Source organism: Collinsella sp. AM34-10 (assembly GCF_003469185.1).
In the GTDB taxonomy this organism is placed as follows: domain Bacteria; phylum Actinomycetota; class Coriobacteriia; order Coriobacteriales; family Coriobacteriaceae; genus Collinsella.
Map to the genome: position 1 here is coordinate 199,857 of NZ_QSIL01000001.1, position 20,894 is coordinate 220,750.

General features: G+C 60.5%; 18 protein-coding genes. 12 read left to right on the forward strand and 6 right to left on the reverse strand.

Annotated features, from left to right (window positions below; translation table 11 throughout):
* Positions 1–3: 3 nt before the first annotated feature.
* From ruvC to DW823_RS00875, 5 genes are all read left to right on the forward strand, one after another.
* Complete coding sequence (gene ruvC / locus DW823_RS00855; RefSeq protein WP_035137351.1) at positions 4–525, forward strand: crossover junction endodeoxyribonuclease RuvC; 522 nt, start codon at positions 4–6, stop codon at positions 523–525.
* The gene (gene ruvA, locus DW823_RS00860) at positions 525–1,145 is read left to right on the forward strand and encodes a Holliday junction branch migration protein RuvA (protein ID WP_118079535.1); all 621 of its coding nucleotides are present in this window, start codon (positions 525–527) and stop codon (positions 1,143–1,145) included. The genes ruvC and ruvA overlap by 1 nt, the downstream gene beginning before the upstream one ends.
* Positions 1,145–2,212 carry a Holliday junction branch migration DNA helicase RuvB gene (ruvB, locus tag DW823_RS00865; RefSeq protein ID WP_118079537.1) on the forward strand — a complete coding sequence of 356 codons (1,068 nt, stop codon included), beginning with the start codon at positions 1,145–1,147 and terminating at the stop codon, positions 2,210–2,212. The genes ruvA and ruvB overlap by 1 nt, the downstream gene beginning before the upstream one ends.
* Before the next feature lie 146 nt (positions 2,213–2,358).
* On the forward strand, positions 2,359–4,026 hold the full coding sequence (locus tag DW823_RS00870) for a formate--tetrahydrofolate ligase (protein WP_118079539.1): 1,668 nt from the start codon (positions 2,359–2,361) through the stop codon (positions 4,024–4,026).
* Positions 4,027–4,206: 180 nt separating this feature from the next.
* Positions 4,207–5,196 (forward strand): hypothetical protein, encoded by a 990-nt coding sequence (locus DW823_RS00875; protein ID WP_118079541.1) that lies wholly within the window; start codon positions 4,207–4,209, stop codon positions 5,194–5,196.
* Positions 5,197–5,214: 18 nt separating this feature from the next.
* On the opposite strand, the gene DW823_RS00880 is transcribed toward DW823_RS00875, so the two are convergent.
* A complete protein-coding gene (locus tag DW823_RS00880; protein ID WP_118079543.1) occupies positions 5,215–6,396 on the reverse strand; it encodes a cation diffusion facilitator family transporter in 1,182 nt (393 codons plus the stop codon).
* Positions 6,397–6,614: 218 nt separating this feature from the next.
* Here DW823_RS00880 and DW823_RS00885 point away from each other — a divergent pair, with 218 nt between their 5' ends.
* Entirely contained in the window at positions 6,615–7,952 is a 1,338-nt protein-coding gene (locus DW823_RS00885; RefSeq protein ID WP_118079545.1) for a hypothetical protein, read from the forward strand.
* Positions 7,953–8,308: 356 nt separating this feature from the next.
* On the opposite strand, the gene DW823_RS00895 is transcribed toward DW823_RS00885, so the two are convergent.
* Positions 8,309–9,097: an ADP-ribosylglycohydrolase family protein gene (locus DW823_RS00895; RefSeq protein WP_118079549.1), complete on the reverse strand. Its 789-nt coding sequence runs from the start codon at positions 9,095–9,097 to the stop codon at positions 8,309–8,311.
* 63 nt (positions 9,098–9,160) lie between these two features.
* Complete coding sequence (locus DW823_RS00900) at positions 9,161–10,210, reverse strand: YhcG family protein (RefSeq protein ID WP_118079551.1); 1,050 nt, start codon at positions 10,208–10,210, stop codon at positions 9,161–9,163.
* Between the two features lie 168 nt (positions 10,211–10,378).
* On the opposite strand from DW823_RS00900, the gene DW823_RS00905 reads away from it, so the two are divergent.
* Positions 10,379–10,648, forward strand: a complete 270-nt coding sequence (locus DW823_RS00905) for a hypothetical protein (RefSeq protein WP_118079553.1) — start codon at positions 10,379–10,381, stop codon at positions 10,646–10,648.
* 94 nt (positions 10,649–10,742) lie between these two features.
* Here DW823_RS00905 and DW823_RS00910 read toward each other — a convergent pair whose 3' ends face one another.
* The 3 genes from DW823_RS00910 to DW823_RS00920 form a co-directional block, all read right to left on the reverse strand.
* The gene (locus DW823_RS00910; protein WP_118079555.1) at positions 10,743–13,214 is read right to left on the reverse strand and encodes a phosphatidylinositol-specific phospholipase C; all 2,472 of its coding nucleotides are present in this window, start codon (positions 13,212–13,214) and stop codon (positions 10,743–10,745) included.
* Positions 13,215–13,519: 305 nt separating this feature from the next.
* Positions 13,520–14,113, reverse strand: a complete 594-nt coding sequence (locus DW823_RS00915) for a hypothetical protein (RefSeq protein ID WP_118079557.1) — start codon at positions 14,111–14,113, stop codon at positions 13,520–13,522.
* 231 nt (positions 14,114–14,344) lie between these two features.
* Complete coding sequence (locus tag DW823_RS00920; protein ID WP_118079559.1) at positions 14,345–14,944, reverse strand: hypothetical protein; 600 nt, start codon at positions 14,942–14,944, stop codon at positions 14,345–14,347.
* A 377-nt stretch (positions 14,945–15,321) separates the two neighbouring features.
* Here DW823_RS00920 and DW823_RS00925 point away from each other — a divergent pair, with 377 nt between their 5' ends.
* The 5 genes from DW823_RS00925 (at position 15,322) to DW823_RS00945 (ending at position 20,774) form a co-directional block, all read left to right on the forward strand.
* Entirely contained in the window at positions 15,322–15,954 is a 633-nt protein-coding gene (locus DW823_RS00925) for a cyclodeaminase/cyclohydrolase family protein (protein WP_035137336.1), read from the forward strand.
* A 2-nt stretch (positions 15,955–15,956) separates the two neighbouring features.
* Positions 15,957–16,811, forward strand: a complete 855-nt coding sequence (locus DW823_RS00930; RefSeq protein ID WP_118079561.1) for a bifunctional 5,10-methylenetetrahydrofolate dehydrogenase/5,10-methenyltetrahydrofolate cyclohydrolase — start codon at positions 15,957–15,959, stop codon at positions 16,809–16,811.
* Positions 16,812–16,913: 102 nt separating this feature from the next.
* Entirely contained in the window at positions 16,914–18,437 is a 1,524-nt protein-coding gene (locus DW823_RS00935) for a C69 family dipeptidase (protein ID WP_118079563.1), read from the forward strand.
* A 148-nt stretch (positions 18,438–18,585) separates the two neighbouring features.
* Complete coding sequence (locus DW823_RS00940; RefSeq protein WP_118079565.1) at positions 18,586–19,002, forward strand: hypothetical protein; 417 nt, start codon at positions 18,586–18,588, stop codon at positions 19,000–19,002.
* 8 nt (positions 19,003–19,010) lie between these two features.
* Positions 19,011–20,774: an AarF/ABC1/UbiB kinase family protein gene (locus DW823_RS00945; RefSeq protein WP_118079567.1), complete on the forward strand. Its 1,764-nt coding sequence runs from the start codon at positions 19,011–19,013 to the stop codon at positions 20,772–20,774.
* The last annotated feature ends 120 nt before the right edge of the window (positions 20,775–20,894 follow it).

Sequence of the window (20,894 nt, forward strand, 5' to 3'; positions counted from 1 at the left end):
GGCTTGGTTATCTTGGGTATCGACCCTGGTTTGGCCCATACGGGCTGGGGGATTATCGAGGAGCGACGTGGCGAGGTTCGCTGCCGTGCCTACGGCTGTATCGAGACCAGTGCGGGCAGCCCGCTCGCGGTGCGCCTGTCGCATATCGCCCGCGACCTCAAGGGCGTCGTCGAACGCTATCGCCCCGATACCGCGGCTATCGAGAGCATCTACTTTGGCGCTAACGTTCGTTCGGCTATCCCAACGGCGCATGCCCGCGGTGCTGCGCTCGTGGCGCTTTCGGAGTGCGCGCTCGAGATTGGCGAATACACGCCCATGCAGATCAAACAGGCCGTGGTGGGCACGGGCGCTGCAGATAAACGGCAGGTTGCCTACATGGTGCGCACGCTCACGCAGCTCGATCACGACCCGCATCCCGACCATGCCGCCGATGCTCTGGCCTGCGCCATCTGCCACGTTAACCTCAGCCGCACCCGGGCGCTTACCGGCGGCGAGTTCTATCAACAGAGAGGAACCGGATACTGATGATCTCCCAGCTCCATGGAACGCTTGTCGAGGCCACGATGAGCTCGGCCGTCGTCGATGTATCGGGCGTGGGCTTTGAGCTCGGTATTTCGGGCAGCACTGCCGCCACGCTGCCTACGCCCGGCGGTGAGGTTCGCCTTTATACCCGTATGCAGGTGCGCGAGGACGCCATGACGCTCTTTGGCTTTGCCTCCAAGGACGAGCGCACGATGTTCGATCGGCTCGTTTCTGTCTCGGGCGTCGGTCCGCGCCTGGCGCTTGCCGTGCTTTCCACCTATACCGTGGGACAGCTGTATTCCCTGGTAATGGCCGAGGATGACAAGGGCATGGCCAAGGTGCCCGGTGTGGGTAAAAAGACTGCGCAGCGTCTGATCCTGGAGCTTAAGAGTACCTTTGCCAAGGACAAGGGCTTTGTTCCGGTCGACGTAATTCCCGGTCAGGTTGCGATGCCGGTTCCCGCTGCAGCTCCCTCGGCGATCGATGACGCCCGCGCGGCGCTCCTTTCCATGGGCTTTAGCCCGCAGGAGACCGAGGTTGCCCTGAGCGGGTATGATGGGCAGGATATGCGTGTCGAGGATTTGCTCGGCGCGGCGCTTAAGCGACTCGGAATGGATGCGTGATGTGGGAAGCCGATGACTCTCAGGACCTGTGGGCGACGCCCGGCAACTCGCCGGCGGCATCCATGGCGCACGGTGAGCGCATGGTGGGCTCGGAGCTAACGCCCGAAGACCTCGATGTCGACCGTACCCTGCGTCCCCAGCGCCTGGACGACTACTGCGGTCAGGAGCATATCAAGCAGAGCCTTCGCGTGCTGATCGAGGCGGCTCAGAGCCGTGGCGAGACGCTCGACCACGTGATCTTCTCGGGCCCTCCAGGTCTGGGCAAGACCACGCTGGCCACCGTTATCGCCAACGAGCTGGGCGCTCAGATCAAGACGACGAGCGGCCCCGCTATTGCGCGTACCGGTGACCTGGCAGCCATCCTGACTAACTTGCAGCCGGGTGACGTGCTGTTTATCGATGAGATCCACCGCCTTAACCGGTCGGTCGAGGAAGTCCTATATCCCGCTATGGAGGACTTTGCGCTCGATATCGTGATCGGTAAAGGTCCGGCCGCACGTTCGATTCGCCTGGATATCCCTAAGTTCACGCTGGTGGCGGCAACGACTCGCTCGGGCATGCTGACCGGCCCGCTGCGCGACCGCTTTGGCATTTCGTATCGCCTGGATTACTACACGGTCGAGGAGCTTGCCCAGATCGTGACCCGCTCGGCGACCATCTTGGGCGTGACGATAGACCATCCGAGTGCGCTCGAGATCGGCTCGCGTTCGCGTGGCACGCCGCGCCTGGCCAACCGTCTGCTCAAACGCGTGCGCGACTATGCGCAGGTGCGCGGCAACGGTCCTATTGAGCTTGATATTTGCCGCCAGGCACTCGAGTTCTTCGAGATTGATGAGCTTGGTCTGGACTGGATGGATATTCGCATCTTGGAGACGCTCGCCAAGACGTTCTCCGGCCGTGCCGTGGGCCTGACGACCCTTGCCAGCGCGGTGGGCGAGGACCCGGGTACGCTCGAGGATGTCTATGAGCCCTATCTGCTGCAGTGCGGCTTGATGATTCGCACGCCCCAGGGCCGTCAGGCAACGCTTCGCACCTTTGAGCATTTGGGTATCGAGCCAGCCGTTTAGAGTCGGGTTTGTTTTGGCTAGTCTGTAGGCTATCGCTGAGCATTGGATAAACATATCGCCATTCATCGGTTACGGGTGTTTTACTATTGCGCGCCCGTGCTATGCTGAATTGGTCTTTTTCTCATCCGGTAACGAAAGGACCGCCCATGCCTACTGACATCGAAATCGCACGTTCCGTCACGCCGCTGCCCATTACCGAGGTGGCTAAGAACGCCGGCGTCGACGTAAAGCACCTGATTCCGTACGGCTTCGACAAGGCTAAGGTCGACTATTCGCTGCTCAACGAGCCGACCGATCACCAGGCCAAGCTCGTCCTCGTGACCGCCATCAACCCCACGCCCGCTGGCGAGGGCAAGACCACCACGACCATCGGTCTGGCCGATGGCCTGCGCCGTCGCGGTGTCAAGAGCGCTGTGGCCCTGCGCGAGCCCTCGCTCGGCCCCGTCTTTGGCGTCAAGGGCGGCGCCGCCGGCGGCGGTTGGGCCCAGGTCATCCCCATGGAAGACATCAACCTGCACTTTACCGGCGACTTCCACGCTATCGGTGCCGCCAATAACCTGCTGGCCGCCATGCTCGACAACCATATTCAGCAGGGCAACCAGCTCGGTATCGACGTCAAGCGCATCACCTGGAAGCGCGTCGTCGACATGAACGACCGCCAGCTGCGCCATGTTATCGACGGCATCGGCGGCAAGGCTCAGGGCGTGCCGCGCGAGGACGGCTTCGATATCACCGTTGCCTCCGAGGTCATGGCGATCCTGTGCTTATCCACGAGCATCAACGACCTCAAGGAGCGCCTGGGCGAGATTGTCGTCGGCTACAGTTATGCCGGCGAGCCCGTCCGCGCCCGCGACCTTAAGGCTCAGGGCGCCATGGCCGCGCTGCTTAAGGATGCGCTCAAGCCCAATTTGGTGCAGACGCTCGAGGGCACGCCCGCATTTGTCCACGGCGGTCCCTTCGCCAATATCGCCCACGGCTGCAACTCCATCATGGCCACGCGTATGGCCATGCGCTTTGGTGATGTCGCCATTACCGAGGCAGGCTTTGGCGCCGATCTGGGTGCCGAGAAGTTCCTCGACATCAAGTGTCGCATGACGGGCGTTCGTCCCAGCGCCGTCGTGATTGTCGCCACCGCCCGTGCGCTTAAGTACAACGGCGGCGTTGCCAAGGCCGACCTTAACGACGAGAACCTCGATGCCCTCAAGGCCGGCATGCCCAACCTGCTGCGCCACGTTGACAATATCCAGAGCGTCTATGGTCTTCCCTGTGTGGTTGCCATCAACCGCTTCCCGACGGACACCGAGGCAGAGCTTGCGCTCATCGAGTCCGAGTGCCAGAAGCTCGGCGTCAACGTTAAGCTTTCCGAGGTCTGGGCCAAGGGCGGCGAGGGCGCCCTCGAGCTGGCCGATGAGGTCATGCGCCTGATTGAGCAGCCGAGCGAGCTCAAGTTTGCCTACGAGGACGGTGCCGATGTTGCCGATGCTCTGGAGGCCGTCGCCACCAAGGTCTACCGCGCCGACGGCGTCGACTTTACGCCGGCTGCCAAGCGTCAGCTCGCCGAGCTGCGCGAGAACGGCTTTGGCAACCTGCCGGTGTGCGTCGCCAAGACCCAGTACAGCTTTAGCGACAACGCCAAGGCGCTGGGCGCCCCCGAGGGCTTCCGCATCACCGTGCGCGAGCTCAAGGTTTCCGCCGGTGCTCACTTTGTGGTCGCGCTGACTGGCAGCGTCCTGACCATGCCGGGCCTGCCCAAGGTTCCCGCGGCCGAGAACATCGACGTCGACAACGACGGCAATATCACCGGCCTGTTCTAAGCCTGCTGCTTATAGCCGCTTGCCCGCCCCGCCGCGCCCACCAAGGCCCGGCGGGGCTTTTTGATCCTTAGGCACGCGCATGTCTTGTAGATACCGACGGCCTTTGCCCATCATAGGCTTTTGCGCGGGTAGAATGCATGGATAACTTGATGCTTACAGGCGACGGAAAGGAAACGTTGCATGGACCAGGACAAGACGACCGTGATGGGCGGATATGGTTCCGCGCAGGCTGACGATAGCGCCGATGCGACCCGCGTTGTGTCGAACCCCGGCAATGCTGCCCCCGATGCGACGCAGGCGTCCGCCGAACCCACACGAGTTATGGGCTATGGCGATACACCGCGGGATCCGTTTGATTATGCACCGCAGGACCCGTATGGCAATGCGACGCCGGACCCGTATGGCAATGCGGCGGCAGGCGCTTATAATAACCTGCCGCAAAATCCCATTCCGCAGCCTCAGCAGACGACGTATATGCCGCGCACGGCACAGTCCCAGCCTCGTTATGAGTCGCGCGATCCGTATGCGCGCCAGCCTTATCGTGAGTACCCCAAGTCGATTCCGCAGTATGGTGAGGACGAGGAAGAGGCGCCGTCGCGTTCGTCGAGTGTGATCAAGAAGATCCTCATTGTGCTGGCGATCTTTTTTGCGCTGTCGGTTGTATTCGCCATTGTGTCGGGCATGCTCAACAAACGGGGGAGTTCAACGGCCGATACCACTGCCGAGCAAACCGAGTCCGCCTCATCTAACACCGTCGATCTGAGCGATATCCCGGGGCAGTACTGGTCCAACGCCAAGAAGCTCCTCAAGTCGCGCGGGGCCGATCTTTCGAATGCTGTGATTCTGACTGACGACGGCTCGACGCCTGTTGTCGATGCCAACTGGGTCGTCACATCTGCCTACTACAACGCTGACGGCAACCTGGAGGTCCAGCTTACGCGCAAGGACGGCTCGTCGGGCAATGCGTCCGGCGATCAAGGCACCACGGACAGCTCGAGCTCCAACACGCTGGAGGACCTGAGCAACAAGGCCCAGGAGCTTGGAGATAAGGCTCAAGAGCTGGGCGACACGGCTCAGAACCTCGACGATACCGCGCAGAACCTGGGCGATATGGCTACCAATGCTTGGGACGCGCTGCAAAACGGCATTTCGGGCGCACAGGGAAACTAGCGGCTGAGCGGGGCGGGGCTACAACTGCTCTGCCGGACGCTCGGGCGAGCTAAAGCCGGAGTCAAACGTGACGACGCATGATGCATCGGGCCTGCGCTCGTGCACGATGCGCGTGACGAGCTCCAGCAGCTCCTCGTCGGATATGTCAAAGCCGTCGGGACGCACCAGGTCAAACGAAACAAAGCCGTCGTGCTCGTGCAAGTCGTGGATGGAAAGCGCGGGGTCGATCTGCGCTACGCCGCGCTTGACCCAGCCGCGCAAGTCATCGCCGGTTGTTGCAATGGGGTCGCAGTGCAACGTGATGGCGATGCCCATCTGGCGTTTGATATCGTGTTCGATGGTGTCCAGAATCTCGTGGTGCTCAAAGGCATCGCCCTCGCCGGGCATTTCCACGTGTGCACTGGCAAACTGGCGGCCGGGGCCGTAGTCGTGCACCATGAGGTCATGAGTGCCCAGGACCTGGGGGTACGACATGATCCTGTCGCGGATTTCCTGGACGAGCTTGGGGTCGGGCGCTTGCCCAAGCAACGGGCTGATGGCGTCGCGCACCAGGCCCAGGCCGCTGATGCAGATGAAGATGCCCACGCCCAGGCCCGCCCAACCATCGAGGTCAAAGCCGGTCGTCTGCGAAATAAGCGCCGCCACCAAGACCGAGCCCGAGGTGATGACGTCGTTTTTGGAGTCCTGCGCCGTGGCGATAAGCGTCTCCGAGTCGATGCGATCGCCCAGCGTGCGGTTGAACGCGGCCATCCAGAACTTAACGAGCATGGATGTAGCCAGTGCCGCAAGGGAAACGAGCGTGTAAGCGGTGGGGGAGGGCTTGATAATCTTGGTAACGGATTCGAGCACCAGGTTGATGCCGACGGCACAAACGAGGACGGCGACAAACAGGCCGGCGAGGTATTCGTAGCGGCCGTGGCCATAGGGGTGACCTTCGTCAGCCGGGCGACTGGCGAGTCGGAATCCGAGCAGGCTCACAATGTTGCTCGACGCATCGGAGAGGTTGTTGAAGGCGTCGGCGATAAGCGAGACGGAGCCGGCGAGCAGACCCGCGATGCCCTTGGCTAGGCACAGGGTAATGTTGAGGCCAATGCAGATGAGACTTGCGGCAAAGCCTGCGTTGGTACGGCAAGCCGTATCGACCGGCTCGTCCTTGCTGCCGGGAACAAGCGTATGTACCAGCCGATTTACAAATAGCATGGCAATCGTCCTCACAATCATGGTTAAGGGGATAGTGTAGCTCGCATGGGCGCACCGTGCGCCGATGCTCAGAAAATGCAGCAATGGTCTGCTGGAGCTAACGAGCGGCCCTTCTTGTCCGACCAGGTGCTCCATTTTGGGCCACATGGGTATGGTCATGTGCTTGCCTGCCCGACATACTTAATGTCGACAGCCCCTGCGCAAAGGAGGATGTATCCATGGACGAGATGTTTGCCATTAAATGCCAAAACTGCGGCGGCCCTATGTACTCAAACCAGGCTAAACGCAGTTTTGAGTGCGCCTATTGCGGCACGGTCGTTCCGTGGCAGGCCGATGCGGGGGAGCCCAAGAGCGCCCTGGGCATTCGCCATACGCCGCTGACGGTTGTCGATGGGCTGCTTAAGCTCACCCATGTGTCGCAACTCGAGCGCCCGGAGGACCCGGACTGGTATTTCTTTAATTCACACTGGCGCAATCAGTCGGTTCTGGAGCATCTGCTGTGGGAGGACCGCGGCACGGCGCAGGAGTTCCAAGAAGCCACGCACGTGAGCATTCCCTGCCCCTTCTGTGGAGCGTCCTTTGAGGGCGAGTCAACGCAGCGTGTGTTTGAGTGCCCGTCCTGCGGCAACAAGATCGGCATTGCCGACCTGCTCAAGCCGGGGACGTTTAGCAAGCGCCTGACCTTGGGCGTTGGTGCGGAGTATGTACCTGGGCAGGGTATTCCCTGCGAAATCTCGCCGCAGCAGGCACGTGCCAACGCACTGCAGCTGGTGCGCCAGTACCCCGACGCCTTTGCCGGGCACGACGTGGAAGATGCGATCCAAAACGACATGATGCTCTTCTACTTCCCCATGGCGCTCGCGGATTTGCGCATGATGGCGTCCTTCCCGGGCAAGGGCATGAGCAAGGAGACCTTGGTGTACTACGAGGTGCTTGACTGGGCATATCCGCGGGCAAACTACCTGGACGTTCGCCTCATGGGCATTTTGGAACCGTGGGACTTTGCCAAGGTCGGCCCGTTCGATCCCGCCATGCAGGAAGGCGACTTCCGCGTTGTCTCCGTCGATGCGTCTACCAAGGACCAGGTGGTCATTGATAAGCTGGCGCTCGACATTGCCGGCAACGATGCCGAGGCGGTGCTGGGGCTCAATAAAAAGAGCATCCGCACCTGGGCGCGCAAGGCTCGCAAGCATAAGGACGGCCTGGTGATGGTACCGGTCTACTTTGTCGATCGCCCAGCGACGGACAGCCGCGATGGCGAGCAGGTGCGCATTGCCGTAAACGGCCAGACGGGCCGCGCGGCCGCGGTGGTGTTTGGCAACAAGCGCGAAACGCATATCGTGGCGCCGCTCAACCCGAGTCTGCATCTGTCCGGAGAAAGCACCGTGCACGCCACGCCCATCGAGGTCAAATACGTTAAATCGCCCTTCCTCTACCAGATCGTGCGTAAGGGAGGCGGCGAGCAGCCGCGTCAGGTGGCAGCGGTTGCCGAGGGTTCCTACCGAGAAGAAAAGCCCAAACGCAAGGGGCTGCTTGCAGCGATCTTTGGGAAGTAGGGGAACGGTACGGGACAGTGCGCAGTAGTGCGAGCTGTCCGTCGTGGTAGATCTAAATAAACGGTGGGACGGCTGCAAAAGAGCCGCCCCACCGGGCAAAATCAAGGTGTGCCGCGGAACCCGCTCCTCAGTCGGTCAACTTTGGAAGCGCGGGCAACGCAGGTGCTAATGTCTAAAGGGCCGGGGCAACCGGCCCTTTTCTGCGGCAGCGGGGATTCGAATACCAACACGGTGTACGGCCCCACGGTACTTTGCTCTGTGACGAACGGACCCATGACGGCGCGCTCTGTAATCATCATTTATGCGGTCCCTTAATCATTTGCGTTGACTGACATTGTCTTCGTTAAAGGCGTGTCCTAAAACAAACACTGCTCTATCAACTCTTTACCGCGCAGGGTATCGATCCACTCCTGCGGAATTGCGTCGATACCGTAGGCCGTGCCGGCGAGGGCGCCTGCGACGGCTGCGGTGGTGTCGGTGTCGTCGCCTAGGTTGACGGCGGCAAGCACGCACTCTTCGTAGCTGTTAGTGTTGACGAAGCACCAGGTGGCTGCCTTAAGCGTGTCGCGCACGAAGCCACCGGATCTGATTTCATGCTCGGGTACATCTTTCAGACAGAGTACCCATTCGGGGAGCGCTCCGTCCATCGCGGACCTCAACAGCTCGATGAACGTGACACATGACTCGGTCGATGTTCTATGAGCGTGGGTGATTGCAGAGACCTCACGGATTTCTTCGTCTGTCGCATCGGTGAACGCCAGGGGCGCGATGCGCATGAGCGAGCCGTTGCCGTTGTCGCGCTCGCCGGAGCCTCCTTTGCCGGTGTGCAAGGCGCGGGCGGTCGTGCCGCCGTAATCGAAAACGCCGTCGATTGTATACTCGTCACGGGCAATCCAGCCGACGAACTTGTCGCGCATGTCCGCGGTGTCGATGTGCCCGAGCTCCCTAATCGAGTCACAGGTAGCAAGCATCATGGACGTGTCGTCGCTCCAGGTGCCGTCGGGCTGCCCATGCGTGCCGTAGCCGATCATGTCCATGCATTTGAACGTGCCGCGGGGCCTAAACTCGTAAGGAACGCCCAGCGCGTCGCCGACGGCAAGCCCATAGATGCAGTCGCGCAGTGTCGTTTTCGGTCTGTCTGTCATGGAGCGCTCCTCTTATGTCGGGGGATATGAAACGCCGTCGGGGGTATCGGTCGCAACGTGCTGCTACCCTTGCGCTTCGCCATTAGTCGCTTCGTTGATGGCGCGGTACTCGGCACTCAGCTCGCGCGCCAGCTCTTCCTTGCTTGGAAGATACGGCAAGTATTTGGCGGCAAACACTTGGTCGTTGTCTTCGGGCAGCGTGTACTCGACAATCGAGTCGCTTTTGTCCGCGCAGAGCACGATGCCTATAGGCGGATTGTCGCCTTCGTTCATGAGCTCGCGCGTGTAGTAGTTCACGTACATTTGCATCTGGCCCAGGTCCTGATGCGTAAGGTCATCGGTCTTAAGGTCGATGAGCACGAAGCAGCGCATCAGATAGTTGTAAAACACAAGGTCAATATAGAAATGGCGCCCATCAAAGGTGATGCGCTTTTGGCGCGCCTCGAAAGCGAAACCACGGCCAAGCTCCAGCAGGAACTTCTGAAGATGCGTGATGAGCGCCTGCTCTAGATCGCTCTCGCGAAACGCAGTATCGTCCGAGAAACCTAAAAACTCCAGTACATATGGGTCACGGATGATATCCTCGGGGCGACGAGCCGGGGCGCTCTTTTGGATTTCCTGGGTGACGGCCTCCTTGTCCTTGCTGGCAAGCAGGCGCTCGCGGAACATGGTGTTGATCTGGCGCTCGAGCTGACGCGTGCTCCAGCGAGAATCGGCGCATTCGTTCATGTACCAGGTGCGAGCTTCGGGGTCAGGAATGCGTATTAACCTGCGATAATGTGTCCAACTCAATTCGGGACGCAGTGAGTCCCGAATTGGAAATGCAAGATAGAACTGACGCATTTTACGCAGCTCTCTTGCTTCAAAACCTTTACCAAAATCCTTGGTAAGTCTGATTGCGAGGGCCTTGAGCAGCGCCTCTCCATACTTGGCGCGCTCCTCTCCGCCCTGCTCATCAACAATGCTCTTGCCGATCTCCCAATACGCCTCAACCATCGCAAAGTTAACGGCGGTATAGGCCTTGTCGCGAGCGGCGTTGAGAATCGAGGAAACCTGCTTGTAAAAAACTTCTGGCACGATTGCCGATTCTCCACGGTTTACCAGTTCGCCCATCACTGTCGCCCCACTTTCCTCTTGTGGAATGCATCTTTATTGTATTTAGTTTAAAGCCTCGCGCGGACTCGAATTTCAATGTCGCCTAGCGCCTTCGTGCAGGATTCCCGAAGTGACTAAAATGTGGCCATAGAGGCAGTTTTAGCGAACCCCGTGGGAGTGACACGCATGGATAACAACACTTTGCTGTTCCAGGACAAAGGTTCGGGCAGGTTTAAAGACGTCAAGATCTACCCTAACCGTATCGAGGTGCTCAAGAAGGGCACTTTCGGCGGCAAGCACACCGAGATTGTCTACCTTAAGGACATCACGGGGGTCAGCAGGATCAAGGGCCGCAATGTTTTTCTTCGCAACAGGCTGTTGACCGCCTGTGTCTTTAGCCTGAGCAGCCGCTCCCGGGCTCAGGAATTCGTCAACGTGCTGAACATAGTGATGTAGCCTATGGCGGCGTTCGGGCCAGGGTAAAAATCGGGGGCACAGAACGGTGTCCTACGCCCCCGATTGAGTCGATGTGTCTAAAAGGCCGGCTTGCCTATTCGCTATCGTCCCCAGCGTTTTCGCGGTCACTGGCAAGCATTGCCGCGCCAGCGACCGTTGTCGCCACGGCGGCAGCGGCGAGCCCGGCGGCGATGCCAGAGCCGTCGCCCGTGTCGGCGAGTTTTCCGGCCGAGCCCTTGCTCTTGTTGCCCTTGCCGTTCTTGTCGGCGCTGTCCGCGTTGGTACCGCTGTCGGTGCCGGTGCCGCCTGCACTGCCCGAAGTCGTCACAGTAAAGCTTGCGGCTCCGTCGGTGGCAAGCGTGTAGTTTTGCGCCGCGTCGCCCAACAGGCCTTTCGCACGCACCCAATACGTCCCCGCGGCAAATGCCTCGCCCTCGGCCATCGCCGTTCCCGGAGCGCCGTTCGCGTCGTGCACAAACTCGAGCTGGGCCGTGCAGGCATCGGTTTCGAGCTTGCCCTCGAGTGATGCCGCAATCTTGGCGCGCACGTCTTCGCCGGCCTTAAGGCCTTCGAGTCCCTCAAAATGGGGCGTCAGCGCGCGTGGATCGATATCGATGGGCACGGAGCCCCGCAGCTCCGTAACGGTCTCGTTGCCCAAGGCGTCGACGTCCACATATTCGATGGCAAACGCATGGCCCGAAGCCGCCACGTTGAGTACGTTGCTGCTGTTGACAAGGCGGAAATGACCCTCGCCAACGGTCTTGCCATCTTGGAGTGAGGCATCGCTCAGCGAGTCGCCGTATGTCATGTGCATGCGGGTCGGGAGGTAGTACGAAGCTGTCTGCTTGTGCTGTGCGTAATTGCGCTGGTAGATGCTCCGCGCCAGTGCCGCATCAACAAAGTCGGATGCGATGATGCCAATGTGCTTGAGGCAATCTGACTTTGTTTTCTCGTTGCCGCTGGGGTTGATGTACTGGCTCTTGTACAGATGCTCGTTGACCACTCGCGCTGCGGTAAATGGGTTGCTTCCTTGTTTGTGATTCGTGCAGCTGGTGTAGTTGATGGACCAACAGCGCTCCAAGACCTGCTCCTTGGACCCATCATTGTCCATGACGTCAACCTTGCCGCGGGTGAGATTGGCCGTTTCCCGCAGTGCCATATCGACCCATTCGATCTTGTCGGTTCCGGTGCATTCGTAATGGTCCTGGGCATATACCTTGGTGCAATAGGCTTTTTTGTCGCCTGCTTTCCCCTCGGCTTCAAAGCCTTGCGCGTTTTGGACGAGACACATAGAGGAGCTGTCGGGGTGTGCTGCGATTTTGTCGTCCCATTGGGTGAGGTCGAGTCCCCACGTGTGGCCGCTTGCGCTGTTGCCGGCGAGTCCAAATCGACGTAGCAGGACGATCTTTCCGCGCACCTCGCCCAGTGTGGGAACGCGGCTCGACGTATAGAACAGGTCGGGATCCTTGCCCATAACCTTGGCGAAGGCCGTCGTAACACTTTCGTCGGTAGCCTCGTCGTTGCCTCGTGACACAAGCATGATGAGCGCTTCTGACGGCTTTTCGCTCAAAAATGTTTTGAAGTAACCGATGACATCGGAGAGATGCATATAGCCCCCGTCTTTTTTGAGCAGGTAGCATCTTCCATGGTCGATGCCGGGGTCGCCGTTCTTGTCGTCCTTTCCGAGTCGGATATCAAAATAGCGAATGCCTTCGAGCAACTGCGTGGGGATGTAATCCTGCTGGCACTTTGCTTGTGAGGATTGGGGCTCGGTGTCGTTGTCCACGCTGCAGGTGCCCGAATCGTGGGTTCCCGGTATGCTCAGCTCGTCGAGGTATTTGTTGTCATCGACGTGGCTCATCCAACATGGTCCGTCGACGTAGCTGCTATACGTGGTCCAGTCGATGCTGCTAACTGTGGCATTGGTCTTGTCCATGCTGTAGCCGACAAGCTCGAGCTCCCACGGAATGGGATATTTCTTTTGGCAAATCTTGTTGTTGTCTTGGTCTTTGCCTTTCGATTCTATGGCCAGGTAGTTAATGCCGTTTTTCGTGTATATGCGGTCTCGAATAATATAAGTTCCGTCGGACTGGGGGTCAAACGTATAGGCGCGGCTGTCCTTATGGTCGTACTCGCCACTCCATACGTGGATAACCTTTCCATCTTTGTCCGAGTCGCCGTCGACCGACCAAATGCTGTAGCCTGTCTTCTTGTGCTCCTCGAAATTGAGCAAGGTGCGAATGGCATACCAATTTGTATTATCTGTATCGGTCGCCACGTGCTCGAGGATGAGCTTGTTGGACGTGCCGTCATTAAACAGGTGGCAGACGTTGCCGATGACGTTGCCGTCTTCGTTGACGCTCGCGGTACGAAAATAGCCCGCGGGACGAAGGCGAATGACGAAATTGTCGAGGCTGACCGACGCTGTGGCAGCGTCGTCTGCAAATGCCGCGCGCACGGGAAGGCCCAATCCCGCGGTTTCGGGCAGGCTTACAAATGGCGACAACGCGGCGAGTCCAAGGCCCAGTGTAAACGCTCGGCGACTGATGGCGTGGTGTTCGGTCATAACTCCTCCGTTCGCAGGGTGCGGTTATGCGATAGTTTTGGTCACTATACTGCCCAGATGTTTAAAGGCGCCGGCTTTAATTGTGTGCGCGGCGCTATAAATCGGCGGGCGGACGTGCTGGGGCGCTTGTCTATTTTTGCTGCTACCGCGTCTGGGATGGTTCCGGCGTCCGGCATCCTCGCGTTCGTCGGCTACCGGCATAAGAAAAGGAGGGTCGGTTTACCGGCCCTCCCTGGGTGCGAAGCACTGGGGCACTGCCGCTTGTTAGCACTGCGCTCGTGTTTCCCGTTGCGCTCGCGAGTCGCTTAGCGCTTAATCTCGATATCGTCGAGCTTAACATCCATGGCCTCGGTCTTGGCCTTGGCGATGTCATCGGCAAATTCCAGAGACTTCATCATGGTCTCGACGGCGTCCTTGTGCTCCTCGACGTTGTCGATGCGCACGTACACGCTGCCGCCGCCTGCTTCGGTGAAGTACTCAGTCGTCACGCCGCCCGAGTGTGTATAGGAAGCGTTGCGCCAAGTCTTGCCGTTGTACTTGACGGAGTCATTCTCGGTCCACTCAAAGCTGGCATTCCACTTTGCCTCGTAGTCGAACAGCTCGTCGGCGTTCTTGTCAGGATCGAAGACGGGGATGAAGCGATCGCTGGCGTGCTCGCTCTCGGTGAACTTAAACTGGGCCCTGTCGGCGGTATCGCCTGCGACGTCGGTGACCTCGACGCCCTCGGGGACCTCGACCTTAAACCAAATGAAGTCGGTCCTCATATCCACGGCTGGCTTTTCTGCTCCGCCGCCACCGCCACTCCCGGTAGCGCCGCCGCTTCCGCCACAGCCCACCAGGGCAACCGCGGCAAAGAGACTGATGCAGAGGGTGAGAATCGCAAAGGCCTTCTTTTTCATGGTCGTGTCCTCCTCGATCTGTAACCGCCCATGGATTACCTGTCTTTACTGTACGCGTGGACGGTTCGCTAGGGTGGGCCATGTGTCCCATTCTGAGGGCCGGATTTGCGCCGTTAAGTGGCAATATGTTCGGGCGCAAAAGAGGGGAGGGCCGATGTTGTCGGCCCTCCCCGGGGTTGGGTGCCCGTTGTTTTAATGGGGCGCGCGTACGTGGGCGTGTGCGGGGTCCCGTTACTTGATCTCGATGCTCGAAATCTCAACTTCGCGTGCCTCGGCAACTGCCTTCGCCATGTCATCGGGGAACTCGATGGAGTTGAGGAGCGTCTCGGCTTCTTTCTCGTGCTGATCGAAGTTCGCGATGAGAACGCAGACGCTTCCCGGTTCAACGTCGGTAAAGAGATAGGTATGGGTGCCGCGGTTGTCCTCGCACGTTCCGGTGAGCCATGTCCTGCCGTTGTGCTCGACGGGGTCGCCAACTTTCCACTGGAACATGCTGTTCTTTCGACCCTCATCGGCAAGAGCTTCTTCTGCCGTCATCTTCTCTTCCCAAACGGGGATAAAGCGGTCGACTGTGGTGTTCTCGTTCTCGGGGAAGGTGAGCTGGACCCTGTCGGCGTTCTTGCCTGCCGAGTCGCTTACGCCAACGCCCTCGGGCATCTCGACCTTAAACCAGATAAAGTCGGTCTTCTTGGCGACGGGGGCCTTTTCCTTGCTCTCGCCCTTGGCGGCGCTGCTGCCTCCGCCCGATGCGTTCCCGCCGCAGCCCACGAGGGCGAGCGCGGCAAAGAGGGCGATGCAAAGGGAAAGGATCGATAGGGTCTTTTTCTTCATGGTGGCGTCCTCCTTGTCTGCCGATGACATCACGGCGCCGCATGCTGTTGGGGTACTGATTGCGCTGGCGGCGGATGTCTCTGTGTACTGTGCGGCTTATGCCTCCGTTCACCGCTTGTGGCCGTTGCGCGGCCGTGCCCCAACGGGTTCCTTACTTATAGATATGCCCCAGTTTGTGCCGTTCGGGAGTCTCGAAAGGTGGGCCATGTGTCCCATGTTTGCGGCGCCGACGCCTATCGTTCGTCATAGAAATCCGCGATGGCCAGGTGTGCTGACGCTCATGTGCTTATGGGCTAGACTTAGCATCATTACGTGTTTGATGCGGTTGGTCGGCGGTTGCCGCCCGACCGATCTATATGACTTGAAGGTGCATACGTATGAGCCAAGAGATGATGGACAAGACCTGCCGTGGGTTTGCCGAGGCGCTGGCCGCGCGCGAGCCGGTTCCCGGCGGCGGTAGCGCGAGCGCCTTTGTGGGCGCGCTGGGCGCCTCGCTTTGCGGGATGGTCGCTCGCTACGGGGCGACCAATCCCGCGCTTAGCGATCGGGCGGACGATCTGACGCGTGCATTTGCCCAGGCAGACGAGTTGGCGCAGGAACTAGTGGGTCTGGTTGCCGAGGATGTTCGTGCATACGGCCAGGTGTCCGCGTCGTATGGTATTCCGCGCGAGGATCCGGCTCGACCCGCGGCGATTCAGGACGCGTTGCGCGTGGCGGCCATGCCGCCGTACCGGATCATGGATGCCTGCGGGCGCGCGCTGGCGCTGCTCGAGGACATGGCAGACAAAGGCTCGCGCCAGTTGCTGTCCGACGTGGCGTGCGGTGCCGTGTTCTGCCGCGCCGCCATGCAGGGTGCGAGCCTGACGCTCTTTGCCAACACCACATCTATGAAAGACCGGGCGCGCGCCGAGGAACTCGAGGCGGCGTGCGATGAACTACTAGATACGTGGCTGCCGCGCGCCGATGCACTGGCGCGCCGTGCTGCTGACGCCGCAAGGAAGAGGGGATAGCCATGGCAGAGCTGCTCAAGGGCGCTCCCGTTGCCCGCGCTTTGACCGAGGAGCTTGCCGCTCGTTGCGCCGCCCTGCGCGAACAGGGCATCGTGCCGACACTGACCATCGTTCGTGTGGGCGAGCGCGAGGACGACCTGTCCTACGAGCGCGGCGCCCTCAAGCGCTGCGAGAAGGTTGGCATTGAGGCTCGCCGCGTCTTGCTTCCCGCCGATGTTTCGCAGAACGAGCTGCTGGCGGCTATTAAGGACATCAATGCTGACCCCGCTGTTCACGGCTGCCTGATGTTTCGTCCGTTGCCCGACGGCCTTGACGAGGATGCAGTTGCCGCGGCACTCGAGCCCGCCAAGGATGTTGACTCCATGACGCCGGCCTCGCTGCTTACCACGCTTTCGGGGCGAGGCGAGGGCTTTGCTCCTTGCACGGCCGAGGCCGTGTTGGCGTTGCTGGACCATTACGGCGTTGAGCTGGATGGGGCCAAGGTCGCGGTCGTCGGTCGGTCGCTCGTGATTGGCCGTCCCGTAGCCGCCATGCTTACGGCTCGCAATGCCACGGTGACGACGTGCCATACGCATACGCGTGACTTGGCTGCCGAGTGCCGTGCGGCTGATATTGTGGTTGCGGCCGTTGGACGCGCGCGCACGATTGGCGCGGATGCGGTTCGCGAGGGCCAGACGATCATCGATGTGGGCATTAACTGGGACGAGGCCGCCGGCAAGCTGGTCGGCGATGTCGATTTTGATGCTGCGGAGCCGATCGCTGGCGCAATTACTCCCGTGCCGGGCGGCGTGGGGGCTGTAACGACGGCGATTCTCGCCAAGCACGTGATCGAGGCGGCGGAGCGCGCATCGAAATAGGCGTTTTTTGCCCACAGGGGTTGCCGGGGCAGCTGTTTCGCCCTATTTGCGCCGAAGCGATACACTGTTGCCGTTTGATTTCTTCGCTCAAGGAGGATGCGCATGCCGTGCACAACGATTCTGGTCGGTAAAAACGCAAGCTACGACGGGTCGACGCTGGTTGCCCGCAACGAGGACTCGTCCAACGGGGTGTTTGAGCCCAAGCGCATGCGCGTGGTGCACCCCGACGAGCAGCCGCGTGTCTACACGAGCGTCCTGAGCCACCTGACCGTTGAGCTGCCCGACAATCCCATGCGTTACACAAGCGTCCCCGACGTTGTCCCGGGCCATGGCATTTGGGCCGAGGCCGGCTTCAACGAGCTCAATGTTGGCATGTCCGCGACCGAGACGCTCACCACCAACGAGCGTGTCCGCGGCGCCGATCCGCTCGTGGACTACGTGCCCGCCAAGGGCAACGAGGGCGAGGACGGCTATGTTCCGGCGCAGCCCGGTGGTTTGGGCGAGGAGGACATGGTGACCCTGGTGCTGCCGTATGCCAAGTCCGCCCGCGACGGCGTGCGTATCCTGGGCGACCTGCTCGAGCGCTACGGCACCTACGAGAACAACGGCATCGCCTTTAGCGACGTTGACGAGATCTGGTGGCTCGAGACCATTGGCGGCCACCACTGGATCGCCAAGCGCGTGCCCGATGACGCCTATGTGACCATGCCCAACCAGCTGGGTATCGATAGCTTTGACCTGGATGACGCCGAGGGCGCCCAGGCCGACCACATGTGCTCCGCCGACCTGCGCTCCTGGATGGCCGAGTGGCATCTGGACCTGACGTTGGGCGTCGAGGGCGACGGCCCGGCCGCGGTCTTTAACCCGCGCGAGGCCTTTGGCTCGCACAGCGACAGCGACCACGTCTACAACACGCCGCGCGCCTGGTACATGCAGCGCTGCCTCAATCCCAGCGATGTGTGGGACGGTCCCGACGCCGACTACACGCCCGAGAGCGACGACATCCCCTGGAGTCGCGTGCCCGAGCGCAAGGTGACCATCGAGGACATCAAGTACGTGCTTTCGAGCCACTACCAGGGCACGGAGTACGACTGCTACGGCAGCAAGGGCACGCCCGCCACGCGCGGCGCCTATCGTCCCATCGGCATCAACCGCAACAGCCAGCTCGCCGTGCTGCAGCTGCGCCCCTATGCACAGCCGGCGTATCGCGCCGTACAGTGGATGGCGTTTGGCTCCAACTCGTTTAACGCGCTCGTGCCGCTGTACGCTAATGTCGAGACCATGCCCGAGTACTATGCCGACACGCAGGCTCGCGTGACGTCCGAGAATTTCTATTGGGCAAATCGCCTGATCGGTGCCTTGGCCGATGCTCGCTTCCATGAGTGCGGTCGCGCCGTCGAGGATTATCAGGAGAAGATCGGCGGCATGGGCCACAAGCAGATTCACGACGTTGACGCCTCCGTTGCCGCCCTGCCCGAGGCCGAGGTGCCTGCCGAGCTCGCCTGCGCCAACGAGGCCTTTGCCGAGCTCGTGCGCGTGGAGACCGATGCTCTGTTGGGCAAGGTACTCTACACCACGAGCTGTGCCATGAAGAACTCCTTCGCGATGAACGACAACGTAAGGTAAAGATAACCTTGCAACGAGCGAGCGGGACAAACGCCGTCAAAGGATTTGCCCCGCTCGATTTCTATCCCGGCGATAAAACGATTTTGTGTCGTTCGCCCAATCTTGGGTACAAGAACGCCAATGCAGTTGTTCACGATTGGAGCCAACCATGGTTATGAAATTCGATCAGCTTGTTAACGGTGCCATCAACGTGGGCTTCGGCGCCGCTGCCGTTGCCGTCGAGGGCGGCAAGAAGGTCCTTGACGACCTCAATACTAAGGGCGAGCAGGTGCGCAAGGACGCCGGCACCCCCGATATCGCCCGCAGCGTGTCCGACATGTTCGAGCAGGCCGGCGGCACCATTTCCGACCTCACCGAGCGCCTGGGCATGCAGGGCGAGACCGCGGCACAGCGCGTGCTCGATGAGCTCATTCTGGCCCGCGTCCGCGTTATGACCGCCCCCGAGCGCACGGCCTTTTTGGCCCATGTGCGCGACATCGTCGATTCGGTCGAGGACAACGTGACCTCGGTGCCCGTCGAGTCTGTTGAGCCCGACGACGCAGAGGACGCCGAAGAGGCCGAGTAGCAGCGCAGATGGCAGATTCCACCACCGATTACAACAATCAAGATCCCTTGGGTGACGAGACGTCGGTTGTCGATGAGGTTGAGGCCGCCGTCTCGGGCGCTCGCAAGAAGCCGCGCGCTGTCGATATGGTGCCCGAGGAGCCCGACGCGATGGCGCCGGACGAGGAATACCAGCTCACGCCGGCGGGCCGCCGCGAACGCATCGGTCAGATCGTTCGCCTAATCAAGAAGTACCGCGTCTGGGACAACCTCACGCCGGTGCGCCTGCGCCGCCTGCTCGAAGAGCTCGGCCCCATGTTTGTCAAGATGGGGCAGATTCTGGCCAACCGGTCCGAGATTTTGCCGCAGCGGTTTTGCGACGAGCTGCGTCGCCTGCGCTCCGACGTAGAGCCGGTGCCGTATGAGGTAGTGCTCCGCTGTCTGGAAGAGGAATACGGCCAGCGCTTGGGGCAGATGTTCGACGCGATCGACCCCAACCCGCTCGGTAGCGCGTCGCTCGCGCAGGTGCACCGCGCCCGCTTGGTGACGGGCGAGGACGTGGCCGTTAAGGTGCAGCGCCCTGGCGCGCAGCAGGTCATGGCGCAGGACATCGACATCATCCGCTCGGTGGTGCGTATCGTTTCCAAGTTCGTCAACACCGACCAGTTTGTTGACCTGCACGGCGTGGTCGAAGAGCTGTGGACCTCGTTTCGCGAGGAGACCAACTTTTTGGCCGAGGCCAAAAACCTCAACGATTTCTACGACTTCCACAAAAGCGTGCATGGCGTGTCGTGCCCCAAGTCCTACCTGGACCTTTGCACCGAGCACGTGGTGGTCATGGACTACATCGACGGCATCTCGATTGCCGATCCCGAGCGCCTGGTGGCCGAGGCCTATGACCTGGAAAAGATCGGTTCGGCGATTGTCGAGGACTATTCGACGCAGGTGCTCGACGACGGCTTTTTCCATGCCGACCCGCATGCGGGAAACATCATCCTCAAGGACGGCATCGTCTACTTTATTGACCTGGGCATGGTCGGGCGCATGTCGAGCCACGACCGCGGTATCGTCAAGGATATGATTTTTGCCGTGGCCGAGGGCGACGTGCCCAAGCTCAAGGATTCGCTTATGCGCTTTGCCGTGACGCGCGGCGACTCGGCCGAGCTCGACCATTCGGCCTTTTTGTCCGATTTGGACTTTATCGTCGCCGACTTTGCGGGCCTCGATCTTAAGGACCTGGATATCGGCGAGTTTTTGACCTCGCTGCTAAACCTGGCGCGCAAAAACGACGTTGAGCTGCCGAGCGTGGTGACGATGTTCGCGCGCGGCATGGTGACGCTCGAGGGCCTGCTGACCGAGTACATGCCCAACGTCAACATGATCCAGATCATCCAGACGCACATCAAAAACGAGAAGAGCACCTATGCGCGCGTCCGCGAAATGGGGCGCGATCTTGCCGCGAGCAGCTATCGCGCGGCAAAAGGCTCGCTCGAGGCGGCCGAGTATCTGGGCTTGGCGTCGCGCATGCTCACGCGCGGCCAGCTTAAGGTGAACACGCAGATTATGAGCAGCGATAAGGCGCTGCGGCAGCTGGGTGGAATTATCGACCGCATGTCGATGGCAATTGTGATCGCCGGTCTGTTTATCGGCTCGTCGGTGGTGTACTACGCGCGCATCGAGCCGGTTGTGTTTGGTATCCCGGTCATCGGCTTTATGGGCTACGTGAGTGCGCTGGTGCTGGCGCTGATGCTGGGCCGCGAGATTTGGCGCAACAGCCACGGCGGCAAGCGTTAGCGATTTCCCGGGGTCGGGGAAACGGGTTATTTTGCTCGGCACTCCATCCCCACCCTTTTCTATCGCAAACCATAGCTTTTACCTTGGGCTTCGCCTGTGTGTGGGGCCCTTTTGCGTGAT

Coding starts and splice junctions, on each gene's coding strand:
- ruvA (WP_118079535.1), top strand. CDS start 525: ATGATCTCCCAGCTCCATGGAACGCTTGTCGAGGCCACGATGAGCTCG.
- ruvB (WP_118079537.1), top strand. CDS start 1,145: ATGTGGGAAGCCGATGACTCTCAGGACCTGTGGGCGACGCCCGGCAAC.
- DW823_RS00870 (WP_118079539.1), top strand. CDS start 2,359: ATGCCTACTGACATCGAAATCGCACGTTCCGTCACGCCGCTGCCCATT.
- DW823_RS00875 (WP_118079541.1), top strand. CDS start 4,207: ATGGACCAGGACAAGACGACCGTGATGGGCGGATATGGTTCCGCGCAG.
- DW823_RS00880 (WP_118079543.1), bottom strand. CDS start 6,396: ATGCTATTTGTAAATCGGCTGGTACATACGCTTGTTCCCGGCAGCAAG.
- DW823_RS00885 (WP_118079545.1), top strand. CDS start 6,615: ATGGACGAGATGTTTGCCATTAAATGCCAAAACTGCGGCGGCCCTATG.
- DW823_RS00895 (WP_118079549.1), bottom strand. CDS start 9,097: ATGACAGACAGACCGAAAACGACACTGCGCGACTGCATCTATGGGCTT.
- DW823_RS00900 (WP_118079551.1), bottom strand. CDS start 10,210: ATGGGCGAACTGGTAAACCGTGGAGAATCGGCAATCGTGCCAGAAGTT.
- DW823_RS00905 (WP_118079553.1), top strand. CDS start 10,379: ATGGATAACAACACTTTGCTGTTCCAGGACAAAGGTTCGGGCAGGTTT.
- DW823_RS00910 (WP_118079555.1), bottom strand. CDS start 13,214: ATGACCGAACACCACGCCATCAGTCGCCGAGCGTTTACACTGGGCCTT.
- DW823_RS00915 (WP_118079557.1), bottom strand. CDS start 14,113: ATGAAAAAGAAGGCCTTTGCGATTCTCACCCTCTGCATCAGTCTCTTT.
- DW823_RS00920 (WP_118079559.1), bottom strand. CDS start 14,944: ATGAAGAAAAAGACCCTATCGATCCTTTCCCTTTGCATCGCCCTCTTT.
- DW823_RS00925 (WP_035137336.1), top strand. CDS start 15,322: ATGAGCCAAGAGATGATGGACAAGACCTGCCGTGGGTTTGCCGAGGCG.
- DW823_RS00930 (WP_118079561.1), top strand. CDS start 15,957: ATGGCAGAGCTGCTCAAGGGCGCTCCCGTTGCCCGCGCTTTGACCGAG.
- DW823_RS00935 (WP_118079563.1), top strand. CDS start 16,914: ATGCCGTGCACAACGATTCTGGTCGGTAAAAACGCAAGCTACGACGGG.
- DW823_RS00940 (WP_118079565.1), top strand. CDS start 18,586: ATGGTTATGAAATTCGATCAGCTTGTTAACGGTGCCATCAACGTGGGC.
- DW823_RS00945 (WP_118079567.1), top strand. CDS start 19,011: ATGGCAGATTCCACCACCGATTACAACAATCAAGATCCCTTGGGTGAC.